At 41.8% G+C, this 17,193-nt stretch carries 13 protein-coding genes; 6 read left to right on the forward strand and 7 right to left on the reverse strand.

The genetic code is table 11. The features are described 5' to 3' along the window. Positions 1-9: 9 nt before the first annotated feature. From SJY39_RS15020 to SJY39_RS15035, 4 genes are read right to left on the reverse strand one after another with little or no spacing between them, the layout of a single operon-like run. Positions 10-804 carry an outer membrane lipoprotein-sorting protein gene (locus SJY39_RS15020; protein ID WP_016795440.1) on the reverse strand — a complete coding sequence of 265 codons (795 nt, stop codon included), beginning with the start codon at positions 802-804 and terminating at the stop codon, positions 10-12. After that, positions 797-2,095, reverse strand: coding sequence for an ABC transporter permease (locus SJY39_RS15025; protein ID WP_372264078.1), 1,299 nt, complete (start codon positions 2,093-2,095; stop codon positions 797-799). Before SJY39_RS15025 ends, SJY39_RS15020 begins: the two co-directional genes overlap by 8 nt. Then, a complete protein-coding gene (locus SJY39_RS15030) occupies positions 2,083-2,781 on the reverse strand; it encodes an ABC transporter ATP-binding protein (RefSeq protein ID WP_016795438.1) in 699 nt (232 codons plus the stop codon). The genes SJY39_RS15025 and SJY39_RS15030 overlap by 13 nt, the downstream gene beginning before the upstream one ends. A 47-nt stretch (positions 2,782-2,828) precedes the next feature. Beyond that, positions 2,829-3,509: a hypothetical protein gene (locus tag SJY39_RS15035; protein WP_016792761.1), complete on the reverse strand. Its 681-nt coding sequence runs from the start codon at positions 3,507-3,509 to the stop codon at positions 2,829-2,831. Between the two features lie 345 nt (positions 3,510-3,854). Between SJY39_RS15035 and SJY39_RS15040 the strand changes: the two genes are divergently transcribed. From SJY39_RS15040 to SJY39_RS15060, 5 genes are all read left to right on the forward strand, one after another. Beyond that, positions 3,855-8,414, forward strand: coding sequence for an AAA family ATPase (locus SJY39_RS15040; RefSeq protein ID WP_102332562.1), 4,560 nt, complete (start codon positions 3,855-3,857; stop codon positions 8,412-8,414). Between the two features lie 76 nt (positions 8,415-8,490). Then, positions 8,491-9,009 carry a hypothetical protein gene (locus SJY39_RS15045; protein WP_102332563.1) on the forward strand — a complete coding sequence of 173 codons (519 nt, stop codon included), beginning with the start codon at positions 8,491-8,493 and terminating at the stop codon, positions 9,007-9,009. A gap of 122 nt (positions 9,010-9,131) precedes the next feature. After that, positions 9,132-10,040, forward strand: a complete 909-nt coding sequence (locus SJY39_RS15050) for a hypothetical protein (RefSeq protein WP_102332564.1) — start codon at positions 9,132-9,134, stop codon at positions 10,038-10,040. 92 nt (positions 10,041-10,132) lie between these two features. Then, positions 10,133-11,179 carry a hypothetical protein gene (locus SJY39_RS15055; RefSeq protein ID WP_102332565.1) on the forward strand — a complete coding sequence of 349 codons (1,047 nt, stop codon included), beginning with the start codon at positions 10,133-10,135 and terminating at the stop codon, positions 11,177-11,179. Between the two features lie 599 nt (positions 11,180-11,778). Then, positions 11,779-12,636 (forward strand): LysR family transcriptional regulator, encoded by an 858-nt coding sequence (locus tag SJY39_RS15060; RefSeq protein ID WP_372042769.1) that lies wholly within the window; start codon positions 11,779-11,781, stop codon positions 12,634-12,636. Here the strand turns inward: SJY39_RS15060 and SJY39_RS15065 are convergent. Continuing rightward, the gene (locus SJY39_RS15065; protein ID WP_372042770.1) at positions 12,633-13,100 is read right to left on the reverse strand and encodes a hypothetical protein; all 468 of its coding nucleotides are present in this window, start codon (positions 13,098-13,100) and stop codon (positions 12,633-12,635) included. The genes SJY39_RS15060 and SJY39_RS15065 overlap by 4 nt on opposite strands. Before the next feature lie 104 nt (positions 13,101-13,204). Next, positions 13,205-14,953, reverse strand: a complete 1,749-nt coding sequence (locus tag SJY39_RS15070) for an alkyl sulfatase dimerization domain-containing protein (protein WP_372042771.1) — start codon at positions 14,951-14,953, stop codon at positions 13,205-13,207. 485 nt (positions 14,954-15,438) lie between these two features. Here SJY39_RS15070 and SJY39_RS15075 point away from each other — a divergent pair, with 485 nt between their 5' ends. Next, on the forward strand, positions 15,439-15,921 hold the full coding sequence (locus tag SJY39_RS15075) for a MepB family protein (protein ID WP_010432344.1): 483 nt from the start codon (positions 15,439-15,441) through the stop codon (positions 15,919-15,921). Positions 15,922-16,205: 284 nt separating this feature from the next. Here SJY39_RS15075 and SJY39_RS15080 read toward each other — a convergent pair whose 3' ends face one another. After that, positions 16,206-17,105 carry a LysR family transcriptional regulator gene (locus SJY39_RS15080; RefSeq protein WP_016766873.1) on the reverse strand — a complete coding sequence of 300 codons (900 nt, stop codon included), beginning with the start codon at positions 17,103-17,105 and terminating at the stop codon, positions 16,206-16,208. Positions 17,106-17,193: the final 88 nt, after the last annotated feature.

The following is a 17,193-nucleotide window of genomic DNA, read 5'->3' on the forward strand; positions in this document are numbered from 1 at the left end:
GACGTCCACCTACAGACCAGAAACACTGTTACGCGATAAATAAGCAGGGTTGTAATATTTGTCTTCCAAGCTTTGTTCAATCACTTTGCGGTACTCAATCACGGTTTTCTTGCTTGGTTGAATCTTATCGAGCAAGGTCATCGACACCACTGTGGGTAAACCATCACGCACGCCCTCAGTAAACCAAGCTTGTTTTGCCAGCTTTCCTGAACGCAGATACAGATCCGCTTTAACTGGAAACGCTCGGTCTGCCGTTAACCACAGATCAATCGATTGATAGCTGGCACCCTTAGTTTTCGCCGCGAGCTTTAGGTGATGGGTATCGAGCTGTTCACCATTGGGCATCTCAACCTGCTGATCGGCAACCCACTCGCCTTGGTAATCTTCGCTCCAAGTCAGCGTCGAGATATCGCCAACCGACGCTTCACCTAATAGCTTTTGCATTGGTGTGATACGAATTGGGCGGCGCGATTTCGGCATCAGTAACCAATAATTATCTTCAATCATCAGCATCTTTTGACCTGCCTCAACAGCTGATTTAAAGACGACTAATGACTCTCGATTTGGCCTTGTGTAGACATTGTATTCTCGCGTTTTATCCAATTGCTCGTCTTGATATAGCGCCACCAAAGACACTACCTTAGACGCCTGTTCGCTGTTCAAGCGATAGCTATCCGCTTTGGCAATCATCTCAGTGACTTGTTGTGAATCGACAGCCCAGCTTGGTGTCGATGCTAGAACCAGAGCCAAAACAGAGCCCAACGCGCAAGCCAAGATATTGAATGAACGAGTTAATTTACACATAAACGAGTGCCTCCGTGATTGGCTTATTCACGCCTTTGCGAGCAGAGAAATAAGCAGCCAGCAAACATATCGTCAGCACACCTAAAGTGGCGTAACCAACCAGTTCCAATGAGAAGTAAATGTTGAGTGGATAACCTTCGGTTCGACCCGGAGGTGGTGGCATTTGTATATCAACCACCAGCAATAACACCGACACTAAACCACTCACTAGCGCGCCAATCATGCTACCAATCACCGCCAGTAGTCCCGCCTCTTTTAAGAAACCCGCCACGATTTCAGAAGGGTAACTGCCGAGTGCTGACAAGGTGCCAATTTCACGAGTGCGTTCGGTCACCGACATGGTCATGGTGTTAAACAACGACACAAACACTACCAACGCCATCACTGCACCCATGATGCCGAAGATCCGGTCGTAAAGATCTTTAACCTTGGTATAGAAAAACGCGCGATCTTGCCATAGAGTGATCTCGATCTCTGATCCTTGTTCGCTTTGGCTAGCGCTATTTCGATCTAAAGCAGTTTGGATACGTTGTTGAACGGTCGAGGTCTTGCTTGTTTCAAATAGGAACACCGATAAGGTACTGACTTTGTCTGAGGCCAAAAGCTCTTGAGCGGCAGTGATATGAACATACAGCTGACGCTTATCCAACTCTGGCACGCCTGTCGAGTAGATGCCCTGCACCTTAAAATCAAAAGCGTTCAAAGCACCGTCACTTGTTGTAGCGAGCAGAGTCACCCAATCTCCTACCGCAACTTTAAGATTACGAGCCAAGTCAGTACCCAGCATCACTTGTGGCTCTTGGCTATCGTATCTTGGGGATTTCACATCCGACAGGGTTTGCCCGCTGCACACATCAAGGAAAGGGCCTTTCATGTCGAACTCACGCTCATTGACACCCGTTCCCATAAAGATGGTCGACTTACTGCCGTTAGACACCAAACCACTGAAATAGACTCGCGGCTGCACACCACGCACGTCACTATCACCGATAATGCTCTTGGTTAGCGTTTGTACGTTATCCAGACCATTGCTCAGCGGCATGTCTTCATCTTGTTCAAAATAACCTGGCGTACTCAAAGTAAGGTGGCCAGTATCACGCGCAGTCGATTCTCTCAGTGACTCATAGGTGTAAAGCCCATAACCACCAGCACTGGTCAGTGCAAATACCGCAATGGCGATGATCAACACCGACAACAAACTACGTCGACCATTTCTTAATAGATTAAGCCACGCCAAACGCACCGAAGTTGGAAGTAAAAACGTGCTCATTCTTTGTGTTAACTTGCCCATGAGATCGTCTCTGTTGCTGTGGCTTGTGGAGCCAATTGTCCGTCGATAAGTTCAATCACTCGGTCACAACGCTGCGCCATTCTTGGGTCGTGCGTTGCGACGATAAAAGTCGTACTCATTTCGTGACCAAGCTCTTTCATAATGTCGATCACAAGGTTCGCAGTGTGGCTATCTAAGCTCGCGGTCGGCTCATCGGCAATCACTAAGCTTGGGTTGTGGATCAGTGCTCTGGCAATCGCGACACGTTGTTGCTGACCTCCAGACAAATTGTCTGGACGATGATTAACGTAATCCCCTAGCCCAACACGCTCTAACATGTCTTGCGCTCTGCTCTGCTGTTCTTGCTTAGAGCATTGGTTCAACATCAATGGGTAAGCGACATTCTCAAGCGCAGTCATCACAGGAACCAGATTGAATCGCTGAAACACAAAACCCAGCGACTGACGACGAAAACGTGCAGCGGCGATTTGCTCTGTCGGATACGGTTGGTCATCAATATTAATCTGCCCTCGATAATCCATATCCAATAAACCAAGAATATTCAAAAGTGTGCTTTTTCCTGAACCCGACGGCCCACATAGCGCCACCATTTCACCGCGTTGGATCTGACCATCAACGCCCTTGAGTGCATCTACGCTTTGACCACCAGTCACATACGCTTTGCCGATACTGTTAAATTCGATCATTTCATTGTCCTCTGAAGACCAGCTCGTTAATGAGATTTAGTAAACCGTTATTTAGCATTTGCAATGAGCGCCTTCGCAGTCATAGTTTCGATATTGCCAGCATCAGCAGTTTCCATTTTTTCAAGCCACACTTGTGCTTGTTTGAAGTCTTCAGCACGAAGCGATGCGGTAATGGCGTAACGGTAAATCCAGGATGTCGCTGCGAAATGTTGTTGCTGGAAATCATCTTCCGCGAGTAACGAGAGGAACAGGTCATAACCACGGTCAAAGTGGTTAAACATGTCTGGCAGAGAGGTGTAAGTCACCGCAGCCATGGCGCGAGTTAAGTAAGAATCCGGCAACCCTTGAACAAGAGGTTGCTCATGAATCGGTTGGTCTTCGTCTTTAAGCAGCACCAGTGATTTATCAATGGTTGATAAGCCCTTCTCCACATACTTCATCTTGTTCCATGGTAAAAACGCATCACGCCCCATCAGGGTTTCTGTGCTGCCTAGGTAAACCAAGGTCAGTGGCGTAGCACCATCTTGTTGTAGCGTGTCGTTCAGGCGTTCGTAAGCCACTTCCACCAAGTCTTCATTGCCTTGCGCGGCTTGGTTATAGATATCGAGCACGTCTGAACTTGGGTTGGCCTGCGCCAAAGTAGGTGCCAATGAAACAAGTGCAATCAAAAATGAACGCTTAAGCAAAGAAGTGGTAGAGCTTGAATTAAATGAGTGTGAAGTAGTCATGATTTCTAATCCCTTTCAAATGTTGACGTTGAAAGGTTAACTAGAATTTGTCATGCAGTTTTATCAATGCGACGAATGGTCATTACGAGGAGCGAATGGTTGAGCTGGGGCGTGAGTGGAAAATTCAAAAAAGAAAGAGTAGCGAAAGAATAAAATGGATGGATCAAAACATAATCTGATATTGCCCATTTCAGGCCTTAATCAGAGCTAACTCATTTCTGCCCCTTTCCCGTTTAGAGTTGTTGCTCGTAACAATTCTGCTGTTTCTTATTTGACTAAATTTTCCTAATGATTGTATTGTGCATCTATATGTCTATTAAGTTGGTTACTATCCAGAGTAAATAAATGAGCAAAGCAGGAATTCAGTCAAATCGCGGGGATGGTTACCAGACATTGGTAGCTTTTGATTGGGCTTTAACAGTTCTTTCAGACTCAGACTATCAGTGGCTTGAAATTGACTCTGTAATCTGGTCGGTGGACGACGTTGTTATTGGTAAAGCCGACGGCACCAAAATATGCTGTCAGTGTAAAAAGAACCAGTCACAACATAAAGCTTGGTCTTTTTCTGATCTCGAAGATGAACTGCGAAAAGCAGTCAATGTGTTGATAAACGATCCCCAAACACTAGTTCGCTTTTATTCGCGTAGCGCCTTTGGTGATCTCGCTACACTGAAAGAATTCAGTTCCAACTATCCTGATGAAGCAACCTACCGAGCAGACTTAGGTAAAGCCAATCGAGAAACAGATTCCAAACTAGTTAGTCTGCTCTCCGAGCAAGGCTCAAATCTTTCTACTTATGATTTTTTGCAACGCACGAAATTTGAAATAAGCCCTGAACTGGATCGAATGGATATACTGCTGCAAGAAAGATTACGTAATATTGTAAGTAACTATTCAGCAGCGTACAGCTCTTTATGGACTCGTCTTGGTCAACTCAGTATGCGAGAGAACAGCGGTGGTCAGAATACAGCGACACAGCATAGATTGACAAAAGGCGATCTGAAATTCTTATTGAGTGATGCGGGATCATTACTTACTCCCCCCATGGATATCAGGGAGATCCGTACGTCATTCAATAACACTTCAGCCATTGGTCGCTCATGGCGTAGAGATATTGGTAACGAACATATTGCAAACTCTGCTGCTAAGAAACTTATAGAAGGCATTAAAGCAAAGTATCGTTCAATTTTGCTTACTGGAGCGCCAGGTTCAGGTAAGACTTGTGTGATGCTAGCTGTACAGGAGGAGCTAGAACAAGTAGCCCAAAATTGTACTAACTTACTACCGTTATTTATTCAATCGCGAGAATTTGCTGACATTGACACAGAGCAAGAACGTCAGGCACAAGGATTGCCTGCACAGTGGGTAGAAAGGGCGGCTCGCTTGGCAGAAGATGCACATGTGGTTGTAATGATAGACTCGTTGGATGTACTTTCTATTGCTAGAGAGCACAGTGTATTGACGTATTTTCTCGCCCAAATAGATCGTTTACTTTTGGTTCCCAACATTACCGTTGTCACTGCCTGCCGAGAGTTTGATAGTAATTATGATAGACGCATTGCCCAACGAAGTTGGGAAGAGAAGATTATTTGCGAACCATTAGACTGGCATAGTGAAATTGAACCAATCCTCGTCAAAATCGGTATAGACGCATCGAACACCGATTCAACAACTCGCGAACTGATACGAAACCCTCGTGAGCTAGCTTTATTTGTTGAATTGGCGCAACAAGAAGGCAGCTTCAATGTTGTAACCAGCCAAGCTTTAGCTCAGCGATACCTAGCAACTACTATAGAAGCTAACAGGTTTCTTGGAGACACTGCTATGCAAGCCATAGAATCCATCGCCTCCAATATGCTGAAATCACGCAGCCTTGTTGTGCCACATCAGCGATTTGTAGCGTCCCAAGAAGTTCAAAGAATACTCCTTAGTACTGGCGTATTACATAAAACACAGGATGGGAACTTGACATTTGGCCACCAAACTTTGTTAGATGTCTTAGTAATTAGCGGAGCTATCAGGCAATCAGTAACTCTAAACGAATTCATTCAAAATTTATCACCAGTACCTTTTGTTCGCCCCAGCATTAGAAGCTTTGTTGAACAATTAGCAGTAGGTGAACGACGCAAGTTTAGAGCGCAATTACGTACTGTTTTAACAGGTAATAGTGCTTTCCATATCCGACGGCTCGTAGCAGAAACATTTGCAGAGCAAGTTCCTCAAGATGATGACTGGATGCTACTACGCGATCTGCGTAACCAACATCGAGAGGTGTTTCTGGTTATCTATAATAGGGCTCGACGAGTGGAGTGGCACCACCTCTGGATGAAGCATTTAGTACCTATACTAAAAGACACCTGCAATATTGAAGGGCTCACAGCTCATGTACACCGTATATCGTTATGGAAAAATGAAGATCCAGCAGGGGTTTCCACATACTGGACAGAAATGTTGTCACTGGAATTGGAAAATAAAATCCAGTTAGTCGATTCAATGGCACACGAATTAGCGCAAATACGTGCAGATAATTTGAACTTTTATGTACCTTTACTCCTCCAGTTACTCAATTTACCAAGGCATGACCACAGTTTTCTTGGCCATTCGCTTGCTCTCTTCTTAAAAAGCGGCCTAGTGGACGATACCGTTTTATGGAGCTATATCGCAGGCGAGGTAAGCGAGGAAGATGCACTTTCCTATGGCTTTAGCAACAAATTGAATTGTCAACCATATGAGTTTGGTGATCGCAATGATAAATTTCTAGCAGAAAGAATGCGGAACTCCACTATTTTGCTCGATTTGGCTGTTGCTTCAATTGAACAATGGAGCCAAACCAAAAGCTCACATCGTGGATATCATTGTAGTTTCTTGAACAAAACGTCTTATGAAGATACGCATACACAGAGCAACCATAGACATATAGATGGTGAGCGCTTCTTGATGGATTCTATTGAAGCCGCTATTAAACATCACGCTAACTCACAAACATCATGGTGGCAAAACAACCTTGAACGCCTTTGCTTCAACACCGAAGACTCATTACGATACTTTTCTATCCTTGCGTTGACCGAAAAGCCGATCTCAAATATAGATGTAATTGGGCGTATGCTGTGTGAGCAAGCAATATTAGCATCTGATTTATCATATGAACTGGGGGAATTGATATACAAAGCGTATATATTTCTAGCCCCGTCAATACAAGTTTCAATACAAGAAAACATTCTAACTATCGACCAAGAAGACGCTACTGACCCACAAACAAGATCTTGGATGATAAAAAAGCAAGCCCTGTTAATCACCGCTATTCCGTGCCATTTACGTTCAACGAATTCACAAGCCGTATTGAATGAATGTGAAAAACTAGTATGGCCGTTGATTCGACAACCATATATCTACTCGCGAGGAGGAATTGTCAGCGCTCCGTTCTCTTTTGAGGTATTTCTGAATTTAAGTAATAACGGAGTGCTATGCCTGCTTGAACACTACAATGGGTATGATAGAGATTCATTTACTGACTTTCTGGAGGGGGGAGAAAGAGAGGTTGGCAGGCAGCTAAGTGAAGCAGCCTCTCGTCAATCTTCACGTTTCATGGCTTTTCTGACAGATAACTGGGAGCAGATCCCTGAACGTTTTCGAGATGATCTCTTGGAGGGAGTTACTACATATCTAGCGCATCGATACGGAAGCCTACAGCCTAGTAATAATTGGTTATATATAGAGGAACCCGACGCAGAAAAGTTAGCCCTGAATATTCTCGAGAATTTGGAACAACATCAAGATCACTGGCACCACAACCGCGCAGCATCCAAAGCGATAGAAAACTGTGCACATATCATCAAAAAAACTCAAGATGCAGCTCGGTTAATATATTTAGCAATGAGTTTTGCGTCATTAATGGAAGAAAGCACAATCTCGGGCGACTCGCTTGATCTACTTACTTCTGGCATCAATATGAGACGAGGAAACACAGCAGAAGCACTGATAATTTTAGCCAACCAGCTTGAGGCGAGTGGTGTACAGTGGCCTGACTCACTACCAGCTGCATTACGCCTATATGCTGGTGACAAGCACCCTGCAATTCGTGCAGTTATGCTTAGGCGGATGCCTTACTTACAGGCTCGTTTTCCTGAACTTGGCTGGGAACTATTTGATCTTGCGTTAAAAGAAAGTGCAGACGGACTTTGGGCTATAGCTGAACCATGCTTATATTACGCATACCATCAAAAGTTCAAAATCATTGCACCTAGATTAGCTCAGATTTATCGTGAAGGTTGCGGCAAAGATTATAAGGCTTGGGGGCGTATTTCTGCGCTAGCAGCTTTTTTGAAACACATAGACTTTTCTACTTTTATTGAGGAACTCAACGCGGTAGAAACAGCGGAAGCATGGAGTGGTGCAGCGAGTGTATGGACACACCACAACAATATTCAAAGACACAAAGAGCATTGTTTTTCGGGACTGGAAGCTGGATTAAGTGCAGGAAATCCGCATGCTATTATCATCGCGCATGAGTTTCATAACCTCTTCCGTGAATCTACACCATTGTTTACTGTACCAACTGAGCTAATTCAGCGTTATTTCAGCCTGCTTGAATCAGAAACAGATTCTAAACGAAATGATATCTTTGGTTTTGATACATGGTTGAACGCGATTTCTGTTCACGAGCCAATGTATGCATTGGAAGCTGTTGAAATTTACTTAGATTTCGTACGTCGAACTAAAGCCTATGTTCATGATTATAAGAATAGCCTAACGCAACTACTGACCCGTTTATTCGCACAGGCTGAAGAGCTGGAAGAGTCTGACAGTGGAGCTATGTTGCAGCGTGTGGTCATACTGCAAGATACACTGTTAGCTATTGGGATTAGTGGAGTGAATGATTGGCTCAAGGCTGCTGAACGGCCATAAATAAAAAGGTTTACCTAAATTTGCATAATCCGAGCAACACAAGTTAGAGCGTTAGCCAACAAGGAAATAATTGCCAATGTTAGATGAATTGAATTTTCTTTGGGCTCGATATTCGACTGAACCATATCTTGAAATTAAAAGTACTGAACTGCGTTTGGCTTCGCGGCGTTTTCAAGCAAAATATTTTGTGACTCCTCCAGTTCAACCAACAGGTGAAGTGCGCATGTTATCGAACATTGAAATTCATTATGGATGGCAGTGTCAGGTCAATGCTGATTGGGTACGAGAGCTAGATTTCACTTTAAAACCACTATCACTGCGTCAACTACAGCTTGAAGCTTTGAGAGAAACTCTTTGTGGCGCAGATTTTCCTTACTTATGGTGGTTCCATAAGTCAAAGAACCCCAAAATTAGAACTGTGTATGAAGATAACCTTGGAGTGAGCTTTATAAAGCTAGATGGTGTATGGCAAGTTGTTTATAGCTGTAAAAAACTAGGCTCACTTGTAGGATCTCAGGGGAGTACGAATTATGAATCTATCCCTGCCAACGCATATTTTGTAGTGGTTGAAAATGAGTCAGTAGTTCACTGCTAGTAAGTTGGCTAACAAACGCCAACCTGTGGCATTTTTGCTTCGGGCTGGCTTCTGTGATTACGGTGGTCTGCTTGAGTTCGTTGCAGTTGGCAGCAAGTTAAGCGGGCGTTGAAAGGTAAGATATGAAGATTGGTGAACAAGATATAAATAAGGTGTTCGTAGTCGAGTGCTTACGTGAAAATGACTTGAGTACAGGTACGAAGATCAAGGAACATATCTTAACTCAAGAACCAAATGCGGATGTAAGATATTTAAACTGTATCGCCAAGTCATACTTTTTACAGCATCTCAACGAAATACTAAATGCTGCGACTAGCGATGATGGGTTTCTACTGTTTATTGAAGTGCACGGCTCTGTCGCAGGAATTGAACTTGGAGGGGAGCTTGTCCCATGGGCGGAACTAACGACAATGCTGCAAGCCATAAACGAAAGATTGCATATGGGGCTAGTGGTAGTTTTTTCATGTTGCTTTGGTGTTCACTTTTACAGACAGACGTCGATTTTGGGACGAAGTCCTTATTATGTAATGTTTGGAGTTGATAACAGCATTTATGCTGATCGCTTGCTTAAAATGAATCAAGCGCTAGTGGATGGTTTCTATTGCAATGATAGCCTTATGGAGGTTGAAACTCGTGCGAATACTCAATTAAACATACATGATATAAATTTAACTCATTTGGAAGCTGGTGCGCTCTTGGTAGGTGCATTTACTAATTACTTTACCAAGCAGTTAGCAATTGACCCCCTATTAAATAGATTTGAAGAAACCTACCAAGTGTATCGACGACTTACGCCCGAAAACGCAATGACTCATTCTCAGTATAAGAAGCACTATTTTGACTTTATCTTTAAGCGCGAAACATTGATGAATGGCTTCAATGATATTCGGGACAAATTTCTTATGACTGATCTTGATGGAACGTTGTATGAAAGGTTTCACGTGGACTTCGATGAGGTTTATAGCAGGCTAAATGTAGAAGCTAGAATAAAACAGGTCTATGGCGAAATTTTCGCCATACAAAGCATTTAAGAGTGATTCGCAACCCTTGGCGCTTTCGCTTCGCTCAAGTATAGCCAAGCGCTGCTCACACCTTAACACGGCTAGAAATCAATGGAGTTTAAATGACAGCTATAAATATTCAGGCAAAAACGATAGGCCTACTTAATGATTTTATCAATCATTACGAAAGTAATGACTTTTATAAAAATCATGAAGAGAACTTCTCTGAACTATCAAGTTTAGTTACAAACAAGTCGAAAAAGTTATCTCCCCCGTTGAATGTTTTGTCGGTGAGGCTCTACAACATTGCGGAACATACTTCTTTCTGTATCGGTTTATATGACTACAAATTTTATTTGTTAGCTAAATCAGTCATAGCAGCTATAAATGAAAATAACCCATTGTCACTTGCAAATAATACTAGGTCACTTGTCGAACAGCTTGCTGCGATTTCTTACTTGATGGATGCAATTGAGAAAATGATTTCAAATCTAAAGGATCAGGGTGGACTAAAGAAGATTGATGAAATATTCAAAAGAGCTGAAAAAGCAATTAACCGAGTTTATCTAGGTGAAGGAAAAGTGAAGGAAAACTCCGAGCATAAAGCTGTACATATAAATGACTCATTAGGGGTGCTTGAGAAAGAAGTGTCGAATATAAACGATTTGTATTCGGTTCTTTGTGAGTATGTGCATCCAAATTTTGGTAACAATAAATTAGTATCAAGCGGTAAGTTAGGTAAGGGTAAATTTGAAAGTGTAGACATTAATTCAGAATCAGTTACCGAAATTCTAGAATGCAGCGCTTTAGTGTTCGAACTTCTTGATACGAAAAAAATATACCATCCATCTGTTTCCATGCGAACGTACAATCTTGTTGAATATTTCTTTGTAAAAGGAGCTAAGATAACCACTGTTTTTTCTCAAAGTTCCTCTAAAACAACGGGAGATGGAAAATCTCAAGAAACTGCTTTGTTTTTCAGTAAGGCTAGAAATGCACCTGAAGCTATTACCTTGGCGAAAGCCTATTTTGATAAACACAACATTAAAGTTAATGGGCGTCATAATGGAGGGATAAGTAACGGGTATATATATGATGTTTTTGAAACATCCGATGGAGCTTTTTGGGTTAAAGTCCCTGTCTATCAGAGTCTAATTGCTGATTTCTAATCAATCTGTTTAAGAGCGATTCGCAACGCATGGCATTTTTGCTATGCGTTGCGTTTAGTGTTTAAAGTGGCATGCGTGGGCTTCGGTATTGCGTTGCTCACCTTAACAGGGAGTGAGATCTTCTGGCCTGCCATATGGGTATTTTCGATACCAAAAGTAATCCTTAATTTACTAATTTAGTAAAGCCTATAACACATTTATGTCCAAAAGTTTCTCAGGTAGAATTTTTACCTGTGGCACTTTGTAACTCGAAAGTGCCCCAAAGTGTGCCAAAATCAATTGAGCATATTCTAGGTTGGTTTGTCTCATGACTTAGTTTTACGAATACGTGTAGTACGGCTAATAAAAGGCGTTTTCTTTCTGAGCTACGCAGCTTGCGGGAAGTTATCAATGCTGTTTGAGGCCAAGAATCTTAAATATAAAACCGATTGCGAGTTCAAGGAAGCATTTATGAGGCACCTGCTGACCGCCAGCTATATCTGATATCAATGTAAGTTAGATAGCTAATTTGGTCATGGTCATGCTCATAAGGTTTTTCTAGATATAGATGTTTATTCGGGCTATGTTAGATGTATTCAATCCACTTTTATTGGCTGGTTATGGATTTAAAGCTTATTCATATATTTCTAATGGTGCATAAACACCAGTCTTTTACAGAAGCGGCAGAAGTATTGGGAGTCAGTCAGTCAGCTGTCAGTCAGTCCATCAAAAAGCTTGAGACATCACTTGAAAAAAAGTTGTTTGTTAAATCTGGTCGGACGATGAGTTGTACGCGAGCTGCAGATCAGTTGGCCGTAGAATGTAGTCGCGGAATGGATATTATTCACAATGCCATTTCAACAACACAACATTTTATTGCTTATTGTCCAGAAGACCTTATGCAAATAACTCGAGAGCTCCCCAAAACCACTTTCAAGCTACCGCCCACCCTACATGAAAAGCTACTAACAGATCTTCGCTTGCAGAAGGTTGACTTGGCAATCGATTTTACTAATCAATATGATCGTTCTTTTATTAGCGAGCCAGTCTGTACCGAAAAGTTTAAAGTCATTTGTAGAAAAGGACACCCAAGACTTTCGGGTAGCACCATTTCTAGAGCCGAGTTTTCTGCAGAGTCCCATATCGGATACAAGAGAAAATTCAATGGATTGTCGATCTTTCAAAACCAAGCTAAGACCCAAGATGGTATAGATTTGGAAAGGGATGTCGTTATGGAGGTGTCTTCGTCACACTCTATTTGTATGATAGTTGCTCAAACTGATTATGTAGGGTTAGTTAGGGAATCTGTTACTAAACGCTGGGCAGACAAATTGGGGCTACTGGTGATGAATCTCCCTTCTGGTGCTGAGTTAGAATTTCCTTTAAATATTCTTTACCATCAGAGATTTAAGCATCACTCTGATCATGCTGAAATGCGTGAGATGGTAAAAGCTAAACTCATTAAAATATGTTCTTAGTGAAGGTGCTGTAAGCCGGAAAACACCAGTCGAGCCTCCTTGGCCTCGTTAAAGCTAATTTTTCCTGACAAGATATTTGATAACGCGATTTGCGTAATAACTAGGTAGGTAAAATCTCCCTTTGGGTTTACTTCAATAGACATCTTGGTAGTGCCAGATGGATTGTAGTAGGACCACATACCAACATCAGCAAGATAGATATACGTCTGTGAAATCCCCTGATTTTCTAGCTCTTGAGACAACAACTTTAGCCACCATGTAGCGCGTTGGAACCCAGCGCTTCCTTCTAGCTTTGCAATCGACTCCAGCTGTTGTTTCTGTTCTTGCTCCATTGCTCTCAAGACGGTCCAGTCCGAACCTGATGGAATATTGGTATTAAGATCCGATGGCTTTGCATGAAAAAGACAAGCAAAAACAGAACTTGAAGTTAGTAATAAAATTCCAGCGAAGATGTGCTTAAACATGATTACCTCAACTAAAAATATGAGCAGATGTGGTGAATTCGTGTTGCAACTAGATAAAAAAGAGGGCAATACCTTACCCTCTGATAAATGGTTAATTAATTAGATTATTGTAGGTGAGTAAAACTACGTGGGTACATAGTTACAGGCTTGTACTCATCAAAGTGGCTAAGAAGCTCTAGAGCCTTCCCAGAAGCAATATCAGAAGAAGCAATAGTGCCGTCGTAGTACTGACCAAGTTTTTCACCAGAGATCTTGATTACTTCAGCATCATCAGCAATGGTTGTAGCGAACTCTGCGACACGGTTACGTATCTCAAGCTGCATCTCTTTACCATCGACGATAAAGCCTAGTTTTCCATTAATGTTCGCCGCTTTTGCTGGATTCAATCGCGTACGTAGGTAATCAATTGCTGTTTCCGGATCGCTTGCTACCCAAGAAGCCGATGGTGAAGCCATTAAGCTGACATCAGAATCACTTGTCTCAAGAGACTTAACTCCTGCCATGTAGAAATTACGAGCGATTAGGCCTTCTGATTCTTGACCTAACTTTCGCAAAGAATCAGCATGTGCTTGTCTAGCTACGTCGTTATCGGGCGCATTATAGTAAAGCATTGTTGATAGCTCTTTAGCCCAAATGGTTTCACCCTTTTGTATCGCGGTTTGCCAAGCTTCATAAACTTTATCTACGCCCCCGGATAGTTTGATTAGGCGCTGCGCCTTTTCTACTTTTTCCATGGTGTGAAGATCATCAGGGTGACCAGAGAAATTACCGTGGTTTCGCACTGGGAATGCAGCAAAGAATGTATCAAATTGACCATACATATTGTTCACATATGGGTGCTCGTTAAATGTCGTTGGCATCTCTACATGGTGATGGATCTGATTAGGAGCAACACCTAAGTTAGTTAGGCGAATAGATTGATCATAAACATAGCTTTGAGAATCAAGCACAGCATTAATGGTTTGCTGTATGTTCTCTTTACCAACTAAAGCTTTTGCTCCGCCGCCAACATTGAGTACGATTTCTGGCTCAAGATCACGGATGTCACGAAGACCACCTAACCAAGTGTGAGGCGCGCGATAAGCATCGCCCCGAAGTGTGTACATGTTATGGAAAGGCCAAACGACGTTATCAACAATCAACTCGTATTCTGGGATCCAGAAGGTCAAAGTATCTTTTGTGTCGGTATCATGAATAAATGCTTGGATCTCGAGACCTTCAATAGTTACGCTTTCACCATGACCAAGGATTTGAGTTGGTTCTAAGTAGCCGTTCTCAGCACCAAATTTGATGTTGCTTGGTACAATAGATGCGTCAGATCCAGACTTATCTGCGTGGTTTCCGTAATGTATAGAAGCGCGTGCAAGAAGGTGTGGAGCCATTTCTGGGATCTCAGTATTTGATTGACTATCACCAGTTCGTGCAGAAATTATCTTATGTAGATCAGGGTGAGCGTAGATTTCAGCGTTATCCCCATCAAGCAGGGTTTGCGTCCCTTTGGTGTAATGGTTATGGTCATAGAACACTGCGATGATAGGTTTATCACTGATGTTCGCACGAATATATTGACGATATTGAGCACCTTCATCCGCATCATCACCAGTACTGAAAACAATCAGCCCCTTATCCAGTTCTATAACCACTGGTGCATACGGCGCACCAGAGAGCAGATGCACGTTGCTCAATGGGCTTTCATGCTCAAGGCCATACCCCATACGAAGAACTGGCTGGACTTTCATTACTGAAGTAACGTTACCTACTTGGCCAGTTGGTAACTCAGCAACCTGAGCAGCTGCAGAAAAAGAGCTAAGCGATAAAGCGGTGATTGTTAGTGATACAAGAGTATTCTTCATTTTCTAACCTTTAAGTACGAATCGATTGATTAGAAGAATAATCATCATTGAGGCTTATAACAATTAGGTGTGATTATCTTAATTATTAGAACGACTAATAATAAGGTTTGAATTAAATGAAAGGGATTTGAAGCCTTCTGAAGGGATTTGTGATTGTGTACGAAGAGAAGAGCGTGATAAAAGCGGCTGAACAGTTGTTTTTATTATGTGGTAAAGACTTTCGAATTGTTATTGATACTTCACATAATCCGTTAAATGCTAATTTAGCAAAACCACTGGCTTGTTTCTGTCCAGAACCTTCATTTGTGCTGATTCTTTTACTTGTGTGGCTTTCTTCATTAGATAACGGCTCATTAACGTGTACTATGTTGGATCGAATTTTTTGAAGGGGGAGCATTTTGTCTCAGTATAAGTATCTTAATCAGGTAAGTGTGTTTATACGTCATAACTTCATATCTAAAGGATGCGAGTTAACCAGTCCCGTCGTGTTAGATCGATATCCTCAAAATAGTAAGTATGAAGCTCTTGAGTTCTCAATAGATGGAAAAAAAATACTTTATAGAAAGGGAAATGTTACACCAGATAGACCAGGTAATTTTCTATCAATATGGAAGAGACCTGATGAAAATAGTACCGATCCGAGAAGAACGATGCCTTACGAAGAACATGATTTAGATTATCTTTTTGTTGAGGTTAGTGATTGCGACATATCGAAGAGAGGTATTTATATCTTCCCGTTAACTGTTTTGGTTAATAAGGGAGTTGTAACCTCAAACAAAGCTAAAGGGAAAATGGCTTTCAGAGTTTTTCCGCCGTGGACTTCAAGCCGTGGAGAGTTAAAATCTAAAGTTTTTTCCGATTCAGCAAAGAAAACTCAGAGGTGGCAGAGTAATTTCTTTTTATGGATTGAAGATAATGAGATTGTTGACTTAGACAAATTCAATAATATTTTCATTAATTTAAATTAGGTTTACTCAATCCTCTTAGACCAAACCTTTTTACTGGTGTGACGCGATTTTATTCATCATACTAGCTTTCCAAAACCCCGTTTTTTCCCCCATACAAAAAGTGATTGGTCAATTGCTAACTTAGGAAATTTACTGGCTCATTTATGTCCAGAACTTGGATAGTCCAATATTTAACTCTTGGCGCTTTATGACTCAAAGTGCCCTAAACGAGTTCATAATAGATAGCTCATCAAGCTCAATACTTCTATAGCCTGATGAACTCATCCCAATACAGTGTCCGTTTTTTAGTACGCTGATTTATTTATATAATAATCAGCGACCTTGATGATCGATTTTTTTACCTGAGCAATTTGTTTTGAATGTGGACACCAAAGGGATATAGGAACCATTATTTCTTGTTTGATCTCGTCACATTTTATCTCTACCAAATTTTCAGTCACATATTCAGACTCAATTATCGACTTTGGTAAAAGAGCCCAACCAAAATCATCTTGGACAAGCTTAATAATGACCGCTAATTGATCAACATATTCATGTTTTGAAGAAACGACAACCTTCTCCGTCATTTTATCATCGACCATAGATTTGAGTACAAACTGGCGTAAAGATTTCATCGTTGAGAGCGTTTCGTTTGAAGGCTTAGCCGATAATTCACTTCCTGCATGAGCAAATGGAACAAAAGGCATATTCCCCAAGAAAGTAAAATCAATACTATTAATCACTTTGCTTTCGTATATGTTCACAATCCCAAAATGGATGCTTCCGTCTTCAATCCCTGCTTTTATTTCTGGTTTCGTTCTGACCAAAAAATTAACGCGCATAGATGGGAAGTCTTCATAAAGCTGTCGACGAATTTTAGAAACAACGTGATGAGGTAAAAAGCTCGCATAGGCTATCGTCACCGATTCTAGCCCGCCAAATGAAAGACTTAATGCAAATCTATCAAGAGTTTTAGCCTGCTCTAGAATTTGCTTTGCGTAATGATAAAGGAGAACTGCATCTTCAGTGGGTTCAACACTGCGGCTCAACCTATCGAATAGAGTAATCGCTAACTGGTCTTCTAAACTCGTGATGACTTGTGCAACCGTTGTTCGGTGCTTATTTAATTTTATCGCAGCTTTACTAAAAGCCTGCTGTTCATATACCGCAACGAAAGTATTTAGTTGCTCAAGACTAAAATTCATATCATGCCCTGCGAGTCTTCATATTCGATAATAAATCTTACCACCAGAGTCTACATTAACCAATACAGCGTCTGTTTCTCTTATCAAA

It is taken from the genome of Vibrio sp. R78045 (assembly GCF_042466085.1).
Classification (GTDB): Bacteria; Pseudomonadota; Gammaproteobacteria; order Enterobacterales; family Vibrionaceae; genus Vibrio; species Vibrio cyclitrophicus.

Excerpts from the sequence above, each read along its gene's own strand:
- SJY39_RS15020 (WP_016795440.1), bottom strand. The coding sequence starts at position 804 with ATGTGTAAATTAACTCGTTCATTCAATATCTTGGCTTGCGCGTTGGGC.
- SJY39_RS15025 (WP_372264078.1), bottom strand. The coding sequence starts at position 2,095 with ATGGGCAAGTTAACACAAAGAATGAGCACGTTTTTACTTCCAACTTCG.
- SJY39_RS15030 (WP_016795438.1), bottom strand. The coding sequence starts at position 2,781 with ATGATCGAATTTAACAGTATCGGCAAAGCGTATGTGACTGGTGGTCAA.
- SJY39_RS15035 (WP_016792761.1), bottom strand. The coding sequence starts at position 3,509 with ATGACTACTTCACACTCATTTAATTCAAGCTCTACCACTTCTTTGCTT.
- SJY39_RS15040 (WP_102332562.1), top strand. The coding sequence starts at position 3,855 with ATGAGCAAAGCAGGAATTCAGTCAAATCGCGGGGATGGTTACCAGACA.
- SJY39_RS15045 (WP_102332563.1), top strand. The coding sequence starts at position 8,491 with ATGTTAGATGAATTGAATTTTCTTTGGGCTCGATATTCGACTGAACCA.
- SJY39_RS15050 (WP_102332564.1), top strand. The coding sequence starts at position 9,132 with ATGAAGATTGGTGAACAAGATATAAATAAGGTGTTCGTAGTCGAGTGC.
- SJY39_RS15055 (WP_102332565.1), top strand. The coding sequence starts at position 10,133 with ATGACAGCTATAAATATTCAGGCAAAAACGATAGGCCTACTTAATGAT.
- SJY39_RS15060 (WP_372042769.1), top strand. The coding sequence starts at position 11,779 with ATGGATTTAAAGCTTATTCATATATTTCTAATGGTGCATAAACACCAG.
- SJY39_RS15065 (WP_372042770.1), bottom strand. The coding sequence starts at position 13,100 with ATGTTTAAGCACATCTTCGCTGGAATTTTATTACTAACTTCAAGTTCT.
- SJY39_RS15070 (WP_372042771.1), bottom strand. The coding sequence starts at position 14,953 with ATGAAGAATACTCTTGTATCACTAACAATCACCGCTTTATCGCTTAGC.
- SJY39_RS15080 (WP_016766873.1), bottom strand. The coding sequence starts at position 17,105 with ATGAATTTTAGTCTTGAGCAACTAAATACTTTCGTTGCGGTATATGAA.